At 60.2% G+C, this 10,711-nt stretch carries 8 protein-coding genes and 4 pseudogenes; 4 read left to right on the top strand and 8 right to left on the bottom strand.

Features of this window, described 5'->3' with window-relative positions:
- Positions 1-126, top strand: a pseudogene (locus A7K61_RS31940) (LysR family transcriptional regulator); the annotation flags it as partial.
- Positions 127-280: 154 nt separating this feature from the next.
- Here A7K61_RS31940 and A7K61_RS29020 read toward each other — a convergent pair.
- From A7K61_RS29020 to A7K61_RS28995, 6 genes are all read right to left on the bottom strand, one after another.
- Positions 281-1,042: a 1,6-dihydroxycyclohexa-2,4-diene-1-carboxylate dehydrogenase gene (locus tag A7K61_RS29020; RefSeq protein ID WP_057709965.1), complete on the bottom strand. Its 762-nt coding sequence runs from the start codon at positions 1,040-1,042 to the stop codon at positions 281-283.
- A gap of 10 nt (positions 1,043-1,052) precedes the next feature.
- Positions 1,053-2,075, bottom strand: coding sequence for a benzoate 1,2-dioxygenase electron transfer component BenC (benC, locus tag A7K61_RS29015; protein ID WP_047710804.1), 1,023 nt, complete (start codon positions 2,073-2,075; stop codon positions 1,053-1,055).
- A 10-nt stretch (positions 2,076-2,085) separates the two neighbouring features.
- Positions 2,086-2,574 carry a benzoate 1,2-dioxygenase small subunit gene (gene benB / locus A7K61_RS29010; RefSeq protein ID WP_034135573.1) on the bottom strand — a complete coding sequence of 163 codons (489 nt, stop codon included), beginning with the start codon at positions 2,572-2,574 and terminating at the stop codon, positions 2,086-2,088.
- Positions 2,571-3,947: a Rieske 2Fe-2S domain-containing protein gene (locus tag A7K61_RS29005; RefSeq protein ID WP_069558892.1), complete on the bottom strand. Its 1,377-nt coding sequence runs from the start codon at positions 3,945-3,947 to the stop codon at positions 2,571-2,573. Before A7K61_RS29005 ends, benB begins: the two co-directional genes overlap by 4 nt.
- Before the next feature lie 107 nt (positions 3,948-4,054).
- Complete coding sequence (locus A7K61_RS29000; RefSeq protein WP_069558891.1) at positions 4,055-5,002, bottom strand: AraC family transcriptional regulator; 948 nt, start codon at positions 5,000-5,002, stop codon at positions 4,055-4,057.
- A gap of 117 nt (positions 5,003-5,119) precedes the next feature.
- On the bottom strand, positions 5,120-6,928 hold the full coding sequence (locus A7K61_RS28995) for an ABC transporter ATP-binding protein (RefSeq protein ID WP_047712158.1): 1,809 nt from the start codon (positions 6,926-6,928) through the stop codon (positions 5,120-5,122).
- A 500-nt stretch (positions 6,929-7,428) separates the two neighbouring features.
- Between A7K61_RS28995 and A7K61_RS28990 the strand changes: the two are divergent.
- Positions 7,429-7,860: pseudogene (locus A7K61_RS28990) on the top strand (ABC transporter substrate-binding protein); the annotation flags it as partial.
- A 276-nt stretch (positions 7,861-8,136) separates the two neighbouring features.
- On the opposite strand, the gene A7K61_RS28985 reads toward A7K61_RS28990, so the two are convergent.
- On the bottom strand, positions 8,137-9,120 hold the full coding sequence (locus tag A7K61_RS28985; RefSeq protein ID WP_069558889.1) for a 5'-nucleotidase: 984 nt from the start codon (positions 9,118-9,120) through the stop codon (positions 8,137-8,139).
- A 151-nt stretch (positions 9,121-9,271) separates the two neighbouring features.
- Between A7K61_RS28985 and A7K61_RS32965 the strand changes: the two are divergent.
- Both A7K61_RS32965 and A7K61_RS34355 read left to right on the top strand, forming a co-directional pair.
- Positions 9,272-9,346, top strand: a pseudogene (locus A7K61_RS32965) (type II toxin-antitoxin system ParD family antitoxin); the annotation flags it as partial.
- Positions 9,333-9,502 (top strand): annotated as a pseudogene (locus tag A7K61_RS34355) (type II toxin-antitoxin system RelE/ParE family toxin); the annotation flags it as partial. The pseudogenes A7K61_RS32965 and A7K61_RS34355, both read left to right, overlap by 14 nt.
- Positions 9,503-9,509: 7 nt before the next feature.
- Here the strand turns inward: A7K61_RS34355 and A7K61_RS28980 are convergent.
- The gene (locus A7K61_RS28980) at positions 9,510-10,445 is read right to left on the bottom strand and encodes a helix-turn-helix domain-containing protein (protein WP_003191111.1); all 936 of its coding nucleotides are present in this window, start codon (positions 10,443-10,445) and stop codon (positions 9,510-9,512) included.
- Positions 10,446-10,711 lie beyond the last annotated feature (266 nt).

Raw genomic sequence — 10,711 nt, 5'->3', positions numbered from 1 at the left:
CCGCCGTTGCCGGTGCGCTCGTTTGAGCTGCATATGGCGTGGCGGGGGTCGCAGGATAATGATCCGGGGGAGCGGTGGTTGAGGTCGCGGATTCAGATGTTTTTTGGGGATCCTGAGAGTCTCTAGTGGCCGTCTGGCAGCTGTTTATCTGATCATTTCTGCCTTTTCATAGACCATGAAGCCCCATCCATCTCCAGTGGATTGCTCCATTGGGGCACACCTGAGGGCATGCCTTGGATGGTTTGAAAAGGAGAGCCCATGTCATCTGATGGAAAAAGCCTTAGCCGAGGTCGCCTCCGCCCACCGGCAAGGTCACGCCGGTGATGTAGGAGGCCTCGTCGCAGGCCAGGAACAGAATTGCGCCAGCTTGTTCGTCGATGCTGCCGTAGCGTTTCATCGAGCTGCTCTCGAGGGTCTGGTCGACGATCTGCTGGTACCACACACGCTCCTGCTCGCTCTGCGGGTGGCTGTTACGCGGGATGCGCCGTGGCGGTGCCTCGGTGCCGCCGGGCGCGGTGGCGTTGACGCGAATCCCGCTGCCTGCAGTCTCCAGGGCCAGGCAGGCCGTCAAGGCATTCACGCCGCCCTTGGCTGCGCCATAGGGCACGCGATTGACACCACGCGTAGCCACGGAAGACACGTTGACGATCGCGCCCGCGCCCTGCTCCAGCATATAGGGCAGCACGCAATGGCAGCACCACAGCGTAGGGAACAGCGAGCGGCGCACTTCGGCCTCGATTTCAGCTTCGGCGTAATGCTCAAAAGGCTTGGCCCAGATGGTCCCGCCGACGTTATTGACCAGCACGTCGATGCGCCCGAAACGCGCCGTGGCGGCGGCCATCACCCGCGCGCACTCGCTGTATTGTTCCAGGTCGGCGGTCAGCAGTAGCGCTCGCTCATGCTGCAATTCATGCACGAGCTCGGAGCGATCCACCGCAACCAGCCAGGCACCCTCCTCCAGCAAGCGTTCGGCGACACGCCGGCCGATGCCTTGCGCAGCGCCGGTGACCAGCGCGACCTTGTTGTTAAACCGTTGAGTCATGCGGCAGTCCTCAGGCGGCATCGCACGTGGCGACGGCGTTAGGGGTGAATTTCTCGTAATGGAAGCTGGCCGGGGTCACGCTCTGCTGCTTGAAGTGCTCGCGCACCGCATCGACCATCGGCGGCGGGCCGCACAGGTACACGTCGACATCGCCGCCATTGAGGGCTTCGTCGGCCATGTGCTGGGTCACGTAGCCCTGGCGCGGGTGAGTGGTGTGCGGATCAGCCACGCAGGTCACCAGGTTGAAGTCGGGCAAACGCGCGGTAAAAGCCTGCAACGCCTCAATCATCACCAGGTCCTGATCCCGCGTTACGCCGTAGATCAACCGGATCGGGCGGGTTTCCTGGCGCTGCGCGAGCACTTCAAGCATCGACAGGAACGGCGCCAGGCCGGTACCACCGGCCAGTAACAGCAGCGGCCGCGCCACCTCACGCAGGTAGAAACTCCCCAGTGGGCCGGTGATCGCCACGCTGTCGCCCGGCTGGGCGCGCTCGAGCCAACTGCTCATCAACCCGCCGGGCACGTGCTTGATCAGGAAGCTGGCGCGCGGGTCGCCCGGGCGACTGCTGAAGGAGTAAGCACGTGTTTGCCCACTGTCGGGCACGCTGATATTCACGTACTGGCCGGGCAGGAATACCGGCGCTTGGTCCAGTTCGAAACTCACCTCCAGCGCGGCATCGGCATGTCGGGTGATGCCGGCCAGCGTCGCGGCAAAGTGCGTGGTGCCGGTCTTGCAGGCGCTGGACGGCACCGGCACGGCGATCACGCAGTCGGACTGCGGCACCATTTGGCAGGTCAGTACCTGGCGCGCCTGCGCTTCGTCGGCGCTCAGGGCGTCGTCGATAAAGTCGTCGCCCAAGTCGTAGGCGCCGGTTTCACAGCGGCATTTGCACGTACCGCACACGCCGTCCGAGCAGTCCATGGGCAGGTTGATGCGTTGGCGGAAGGCGGCATCGAGCACCTTTTCCCCCGCCTTGCAGTCGATGAAGCGGGTCACTCCATCCTCGAAGTTCAGGGCGATGGCATACGTCATGGCGGTGTCCTCAGATGTGGTAGATGTCGATGACCTGGTGGATGTAATCGTTTTTAAGCACCACTTTCTTGCGGGTTATCAGCGGCTGCTCGGCACGGATGTCGAGGCGATAGAAGGAGGTACCGAAATAACTGTCGGTGGTTTTGTAGCGGTGGCTGAGGGTGTGCCAGTTGAAACGCAGGTCCACCTGCGCGCCGTCGTCGGCCAGCACTTCGAGGTTGCACAGCATGTGCACGGTGCGCGGCTCGGGCGTGCTGGCGCTGGAGCGCTCAGTCTTGATGCGAAAGATGCGGTCTTCCAGGCCGTCACGGTTGGGGTAGTAGATCAGCGAGATTTCGCGCTGCGGGTCTTCGGTGAGGGTGTCGTGATCGTCCCAGGCGGGCATCCAGAACTCGGCCTTGGGCGAATAGCAGGCCAGCCAGTCATCCCATTGGCGGTCGTCGAGCAGGCGCGCCTCACGGTAAAGAAAATCCAGCAGGTGGTCACGGGCAAGGCTCATGGCTGCACCTCACGGTCGCTGGCAATCAGCCCTTGCTGTTCGCGCTCGAGCGCACGCTGCAGGCTTTGGGCCCAGTGCGCATGCTGGCGCACAAACAAGCCCTCGTCCTCGGTCTTGACCCCGCTGAGCTGCGGTTTCATACCCATGGCCAAGGCATTTTCGTCCGCGCCCTCGACCCACTGCTTGGCGCCACGGCTCAAGTCATTCCACAGGGTGCTCGCGCCCTGGTAACCGGTCTGGCAGGCACGGAACTCCTCGAGGTCATCCGGGGTGCCCATGCCGCTGACATTGAAGAAGTCTTCGTACTGGCGAATCCGCGTGGCGCGCTCCTCGGCGCTTTCGCCGATGGGCGCCATGCAATAGATTGTCACTTCGGTTTTATCCACGGCGAGGGGCCGCACCACGCGGATCTGGGTCGAGAATTGGTCCATCAGGTACACATTGGGGTAGAGGCAGAGGTTGCGGGTCTGGTCGACGATAAAGTCGGCGCGCGCTTGGCCCAGGCGTTCGGCCAAGGCCTCGCGGTGAGCGTGCACCGGGCGCACTTCGGGGTTGAGCAGGCGCGTCCACAGCAGGATATGCCCGTGGTCGAAGGCGTAGACGCCGCCCAGGCTTTTCGACCAGCCATTGGCGTCGACGGTGCGCGTGCCTTCGGCGTCGTAGTTGCGCCGGCCCATGGTCGCCGAGTAGTTCCAGTGCACGGAGCTGACGTGGTAACCGTCGGCGCCGTTTTCGATTTGCAGCTTCCAGTTGCCGTCATAGACATAGGATGAGCTGCCGCGCAGCACCTCCAGGCCCAAAGGGGCCTGGTCGACCATCTGGTCAATGATGACGCGGGTTTCGCCCAAATAATCGCTGAGTTCCGGCACCGCATCGCTGAGGCTGGCAAACAGGAAACCGCGGTAGTTTTCAAAGCGCGCCAAGCGCTTGAGGTCATGGGAGCCGCCGCAGTCGAAGCTGTCCGGGTAGGCGCCGGTCTTTGCGTCCTTTACCTTGAGCAGCTTGCCGGCGTTGCTGAACGTCCAACCATGGAAGGGGCAAGTGAATGAGCCCTTGTTGCCTTGTTTGCGCCGGCACAACATGGCGCCGCGATGCGCGCAGGCGTTGACCAGACCATGCAGCGCGCCATGCTTGTCACGGGTGATGACCACCGGCTGGCGGCCGATCCAGGTGGTGAAGTAATCGTTGATCTGCGGCACCTGGCTTTCATGGGCCAGGTAGATCCAGCCGCCTTCGAAGATGTGTTTCATCTCCAGGGCAAACAGGTCGGGGTCGGTGAAGATGTCGCGGCGGCAGCGGAATACCCCAGTGGCGGGGTCTTCCTGTACGGACTCGCGCAATTGGCAGGCGAGTCGGTCGAGTGTACTGATCATGGGGCGGGCCCTCCGTTGTTCTTGTATCAGGCGCCCTCACCGTACGTGTTCGCCCTGCCCGTCAATATCCGCTGCCTGCACATCACTATCCGCCAGGCGCACGTCGCTTAACGATGGCGTTTCCAGGTCTGCGACGGCAGTTCGCCGAAGCGTTTGCGATAGGCCTCGGAAAACCGTCCCAAGTGCATGAACCCATGGTCCAAAGCCACCTCGGTCACGCTGCGCGTGCTGCTTAGCTGCAAGCGTGCATGTACGCGTTCGAGTTTGCAGCGGCGTACGTAATCGCGCGGCGACAGTCCCACCTGGCGCTCAAACAGGCTGTACAGCGAACGTTCACTGACGTTGGCCACGGCCATCAACTGCTCGACGCTGATGTCATCGCCCAAGTGCTGCTGGATAAATTCGTGCACCGCTTCAAACCCACCGCCGTGGGCAGCCCGGGGGGTCACCCGCAACACATTGCTGCCTAGCAATGCCAGCAGCTTGTTGGCCAAGATGCGTTCGTACAGGCCTTGCATGTGGGGCTCGGCAGCGTTTTCCGCCTCATGGCAGATCAACCCGAGCAACGGCAGGAAGCCGCCCATTTCACTGAGCGCGTGACGGGCCGTCGTGAAGCGGACCCCCGCCCGCGGCAGGCTCCAGTGCTGCTCCAGGCAGGCGTTTTCCAGCAGGCGCACCGGCAGTTTGATGATGAATTTTTCGCAGTCGGCGGAATAGGTCAGGTCTACCGGGTCGTCCGGGTTGATCAGCAGGATTTCCCCCGGCCCGAACACATCCTCCTCGCCACGGGAGTTGGAGCGGCAATGCCCGCTCAAGAGGATCTGCAGGTGGTAGATGGTCTCCAGCGCCACCGACATGACCCGCACCGGTGCGCCGTAGCTGATGCGGCACAGGTCCAGGCTGGCGAAGGTGCGATGGCTGATACTTGCCCGGGGCCGGCCCCTGGGAGGCAGGCGAATGCAGTGGCTGCCCACATGCTGGTTGACGTAGTCCGACACCGCGTAGGCATCGGCACCCTGGAAAATCTGGCTGCGCTCACTCAATAGCACGGTCATGGTCGCGACTCTTTTATCGTTATTGGGCTCAGGCTGACGCTTGGGTAGGGGGGCGTCCAATATGGATAAAGTCTGGAGGGATACCCTGGAGGTATCGTCGGGCGTGGCGCTCGCGACCTAGCGATACCCCCGCGCCTGAACATCGAACAACTCGGCATAGCGCCTACCCGCCGCCATCAGTTGATGATGACTGCCCTCCTCCAGGATTCGCCCGCCGTCCAGCACGATGATGTGGTCGGCATTGCGCACGCTGGAGAATCGATGGGAAATCAACAACGTCATGCGGCCCTTGGCGTGTTCGCGAAAGTGCTCGAACACCGCCGCCTCGGCGCCGGCGTCCAGCGCCGCCGTCGGTTCGTCAAGAATCAGCAGATCCGCCTCCTGGCGCATATATGCGCGTGACAAGGCAACCTTCTGCCATTGCCCACCCGACAACTCCTGGCCGCCAAGCCAGCGCCCTAACTGTGTGCCGTAGGTCTTGCTCAGGCGTTCGATGAACTCGGCGGCCACCCCCTGGGTTGCAGCCGTGCGCCAGCGCGGCTCGTCGTTCAACGCATCGACGTCACCCACGCCAAGGTTCTCGCCGACGGTCATCTGGTAGCGGATGTAATCCTGAAAAATCACCCCAATGCGCTGGCGCAGTGTCTGTTCATCCCAGTCTTGCAAGTCGCTGCCATCCAGCAGAATACGCCCCTCGTGCGGGGTATACAGGCGCGTGAGCAGTTTGATCAGGCTGGTTTTGCCCGAGCCATTCTCGCCCACCAGGGCCAGGCTTTGCCCCGGCGCCAAGTGCAGGTTGATGTCAGCCAATGCCGGCCGCTCAGCGCCGGGGTAACTGAACCCCACGTGCTCGCAACGCAGACCGTCGCCGGGAAGCGCGCCCTGGGTAAGCCGGCCACTCGGCACGACCACTGGGGTTAGCAGGTACTCATAAAGGTCTGAGAGAAACAGACTGTCGTCATACAGGCCGGCAATCGCGCTGAGGCTGGCGGTGATCGCGCTTTGCCCCTGCTTGAACAGCACGATGTACATGGTCATCTGCCCCAGGCTGGTCTGGCCGCGCACGGTGTCCAGCACCACCCAGGCGTAAGCCACATAAAACGCCGCGGTGCCCAGCAGGCCCAGGGCAAAGCCCCAGGCATCGCGGCGCACCGTCAACTGGCGGTCTTCGGCGTACAAGCGCCGGGCGTTGTCGCGGTAGCGCTTGAGGAACAGCGGCGCCAGGCCGAACAGCTTGACCTCTTTGGCGTGGGTCTCATGGGACAGCAGCGATTCCAGGTAATTCTGCTGACGGGTCTCCGGCGCACGCCGGTGGAACAGGCGAAACGCATTGCCCGAGAAATGCGTCTCGGCGAAGAAAACCGGTAAGGCGCCGACCACCAGAATCACCAGCGCCCACGGCGAAAAGTGCACTAACAACACGGCAAAGCTGACCAGCGAGATCAGGTTCTGCACCAACCCCAGGCCCTTGGTGACCAGGCTCAGCGGCCGTGTCGACGCGCCCTGGCGCACGCGCACCAGCTTGTCGTGGAACTCGGCGTCTTCAAATTGCGTGAGCGAGAGGGTCTGGGCCTTCTCCAGAATCATCAGGTTGACCTTCACCCCCAACTGCACCCGCAGCAACGATTGCTGCATTGACAACGCACGCTGAGCGGCGGCCAGCAGCCCCAACACGCCCGCCTCGGCCAGCACGTATTGCATCACGGGCCACACGGGTGCCTGGCTGCCGGCTGCATGAATCTGCATCGCATGCACCACGCCATCGACAATACGCTGGCCGATCCAGGCAGCCAGCGCAGGCAATAGACCTGCAACGATGGTGGCCAGCAGCAGGCCTATGAATAAGGGGCGCGACGTCCCCCAGACCAGCTTCAGTGCCCTGCGCGCCTGGATGGAAAACGCGCTCAATCGATTGAACAGCACCATCAATGGCATGGCCTCCGTGTGGGGGTTAGGGGTGAGATGGGTAAATTATGACAGGCGATGACGTCGCGCACATCCAACGGCGAGCCGACGCGTCGCACCAGCCGGGTAATAAAAATAGGTGATCTTATAAAACCACAAAATAACAATATCTAATAATTAGCTTATTCTAAAAAAGACTTTCCCCGCAGTTTTTTATAGAGATATCTTCACTTCACAAACCGACCCCATGCCTGGCGGAGGACGTACCCCCCGACATGGATCTCCATCGATATGCCCGATATTTCTCACCCCGCCCCGCTGAAAAAATTCCACCTGTCGCTGTTGACCAGTTCGCTGCTGGCGGCGGTACCCGCCCACCGGCCGCGCGGCGGTGCCGGAGGTGTTTCCTGACGGCTACTACCCGCTGAACAACATCAAGGACCGCGACTACACCAAGCTGGCCTACGGCTTCTGATTCACATCGCCAAACGAGGGCACCCCCATTGAACACCTCCAACTTGATGAGCCGTCTGCTGGCCCCCTGCGCCCTGGCGATCAGCCTGGCCGCCTGCTCACCTTCGGATGACCAGGCGCAAGCGAACAAAACCCTGAACATTGCATTTTTTGGCGACAACACCACCCTGGTCAGCGTCGACCCCTTCCAGGTGTACTGGCTGGAACACCGCGTGCTGCTGCGCAATGTCGCCGAGTCGCTCACCGACCAGGACCCGGCCACCGGCAAGATCGTCCCCTGGCTGGCCAAGAGCTGGGAGATCAGTGACGACGCGCTGACCTACACCTTTCACTTGCGCGACAACGTGACGTTCAGCAACGGCGAGCGCTTCGACGCAAAAGCGGTAAAAACCGCGTTCGACAACGACAAGGCGCTGGCCACCCAGCTGCCGGCGACCTTCGGCGCCACCTACCTGGCAGGTTATGACCACGCCGCGGTCTGACGTGAAGCAATAGGACAGCCGCACGTTCTTCGTTTCGCCCGTGGCATTGACCGCGTAGAACACTTCCCGGACAGCCAGTCGCCGAGTTTGCAGCTTGAGAAAACCCGTCAGCCAGATTTGCCGATAACGTTTCATTTGGTCTTCAGTCAGCGGTGAACGCTGGCTCCGCGCTTATCGCTTATATCGTTCCGACTGATAACGTGAGTGGCGAGGATTCTTCGCAGCACAGAACCGATACGAACGCCTGTGACACTGCGCGCTCAAGCCTGCGTGTTACACTTCCTGCCGGACCTGATCCGCTTCAGAATCCAGCGCAACCACTGTCGCACCATGGTTGGTAATGCCGAAAGGAATGTGCACAGATGGCGCAACTGCGCTAGTCGATTGTAGGTGCCCAGATTGATCATCAAAGAAGATGTGCGGTTTCAATACACCTAAAATCCTGCCTTTCTCGATGCCACCTAGAAAGAATGCGTCGTTAGCCATGACACCCCAACTTTTGAGTGTATTCATTGCACGCTCATGAGACGGCGCATTGCGGGCTGTGACGATTGAGACACGTATGCGGTTTTCGTAGTCAGGATTGAGCTTTTTATGTTGCTCCTCGACCGACTGGATTTTGGATATCCGCACCATGAACTCCTTCAGCGGCCCCGGGTTATGGGGCTGCATAACGTTCTTCACTTCATGCGCATGGAACTCAGACAATCCAGAGGCCTGCATGATTGTTTCGGACTCATCACCGGCAAGGACGCCGTCAAAGTCGAACGCGATGCGTAGGGTTTTATCCGTTTCGTCGTCTTCGAATTTTGAATCGAGCACCTGGCCAGCCGGGTACCCGGCCTTGATAGCCGCTTCCACGTCTTTTTTGTCACCCGACAAAAATAAAGCGATGTTCAGAGCAGGTATGTATTCATAAGGGGATTTTCCCTGCATGAAAATCGCCCGTGTCATCCCAAGGCCGTAGTGCTCGATAGTCTTCAGCACGCGCAGCCCAGTATCAGGATCGTTGCGCGAAAGCAGTATGACCTCAACGAGCGGATCCGTAGGATCGACGCTCAGGTCATTCACTGACAGCAAGCGCTTGATGAAGGGGAACGCTATCCCCTTAGGAAGCGGGACGTGAAGATTTTTTTGCTGAAACTTGCGGTATTCCTCCTCCCCCTGACTCTGAAACACTGCGTCCGATGCCAGCAAATCAAACACAGCGCTGGAAGCGACGCCGATCACCAGGCGATTTTCTAACTCGTAGGGCATTGAAACCTCTCTGGATGCCTCTAAACGCAAATATGGATAGGCATTGAACATGCCGATCGATTTCAAGCACACATCGCGCCTTCTCCCACGCACAGTCAGGCATATCAATCTTCAAATCAATCTGCTGGTTGCTTTATTACGGGTGGATGCAGAAGGTTTACGTTTAGTGGAGCAGCGCGTCGCCGAAGACACCGCCAAAATTGAGGCACTGCGCACCGGGCCTTCGCAGCGATCACCTCGTCTATTCACGCCAGCAAGCCAAACAAACCAAGGAACGGTCAAAAACCCACGCCATATCGTGTTCTATCGTGGGGCAAACGACGACGTGATCGAGGTCGTCAGACTCCTTCATGACGCCATGGAAGCGCAGTTGCACTACCCCGCCAATTTCAATCGCGGCGTAAAAGCGTATTCGGTGCCACGCCAAACGCCTTGCGAAACGCATGGCTGAAATGCGAGAAGTCAGAAAACCCGAAGTCCAGCGCCGCCTCAGACACCGAGCGCACCTGGCCCCGCTCGATCGCTTCTCGGCTGGCATTCAGGCGCTCTTTCCAGATCTCTGCAACGGGGGTTTTTTGGTAGCGGGCGAAGGCCCGTGTAACGGTGCGGGTGGATACATTGTGGGCTTTGGCGATGGCTTCAATCGACAGGTCCGGCTCGGTCAGGTGGCGTTGGATGTACTGCATGATGCGGCCGTAGAGGTCCATTTCCTGATGGCTGGTTTTCAGGTCCTGGAGTTCCAGGCTGATCACAAGCAGATCAAGCACAGCACTTGAGTAACGATTGGAGATGCGCTCATCCTGCAGCGACGCAGGCGTGCTCGCGGCCTGGTGCAGCATTTCGCGCAAGGGCACTACACCAGGACGCCGGTCGTCGAGGACCATCGCGGTGTATTCTGCAATACGCGGCAGGCGCTCGGTGAGCAACGCTCTGGGAATACGGATCAAGTGGTTTTCGGTACCACCCAGGCTGAAGCGAAACGCCTGGGTTGCGTCATAAAGAAACAAATTTCCCGTTGCCAGGTTGGCTTTTCTTGAGCCTTGTTCGATTTGCCCATGGCCCTTTCGAGCGAAACCCAACCATAAATCTTCAGCCGGGCCGCTGCGCAGGTGCTGTTCGGAACGCTCCCAGTAATGCAGCGGTGAAGACAGCGTACAAATGTCCAGCGCGCCGACTGTATTGAGGGTGAGCGAGCCATCAAAACGGCTCTGGGACAAGGGTTTGCTATCGGCCGCCAGGCAATGGCGACAGACCACTTCTTTCCAATAATCAAACCGACGTGTTGCAGGGACGGCAAGGGTCGAATACTGAGTGTTCGGGTTCATGACGCTGACCTCGACAACGATGCAATAGGCGCGCGAGAAGTTGTAACGAGCGGCCGATTGTCAGCCATCGAAGCAATTAACACGCCAAATGCAGTGGCAGGTCGGCTGTAGCAACGGTAACTACGATGCGAAGCGAGCCGCTCTTGATCTTGATCTGCTTTTGATCTCAAGCGCCCCGTTAAACCACGCTGGCCGTAATTCGACAGGGATTTGGGGGGTAAACCGGCAGGGATGCCGGTTTAGCCGCCCCGCGCCATGGATGGCGA

It is taken from the genome of Pseudomonas sp. AP42 (genome assembly GCF_001728935.1).
GTDB lineage: Bacteria > Pseudomonadota > Gammaproteobacteria > Pseudomonadales > Pseudomonadaceae > Aquipseudomonas > Aquipseudomonas lactis.
The sequence above is the reverse complement of the archived record's forward strand: the minus strand, read 5'-3'. Positions and strand labels throughout refer to the sequence as shown.

Bases quoted from the DNA above. Each gene is read 5' to 3' on its own strand.
- benB (WP_034135573.1), bottom strand. From the start codon at position 2,574: ATGAGCCTTGCCCGTGACCACCTGCTGGATTTTCTTTACCGTGAGGCG.
- A7K61_RS28985 (WP_069558889.1), bottom strand. From the start codon at position 9,120: ATGCCCTACGAGTTAGAAAATCGCCTGGTGATCGGCGTCGCTTCCAGC.
- A7K61_RS28995 (WP_047712158.1), bottom strand. From the start codon at position 6,928: ATGGTGCTGTTCAATCGATTGAGCGCGTTTTCCATCCAGGCGCGCAGG.
- A7K61_RS28980 (WP_003191111.1), bottom strand. From the start codon at position 10,445: ATGAACCCGAACACTCAGTATTCGACCCTTGCCGTCCCTGCAACACGT.
- A7K61_RS29000 (WP_069558891.1), bottom strand. From the start codon at position 5,002: ATGACCGTGCTATTGAGTGAGCGCAGCCAGATTTTCCAGGGTGCCGAT.
- A7K61_RS29005 (WP_069558892.1), bottom strand. From the start codon at position 3,947: ATGATCAGTACACTCGACCGACTCGCCTGCCAATTGCGCGAGTCCGTA.
- A7K61_RS29020 (WP_057709965.1), bottom strand. From the start codon at position 1,042: ATGACTCAACGGTTTAACAACAAGGTCGCGCTGGTCACCGGCGCTGCG.
- benC (WP_047710804.1), bottom strand. From the start codon at position 2,075: ATGACGTATGCCATCGCCCTGAACTTCGAGGATGGAGTGACCCGCTTC.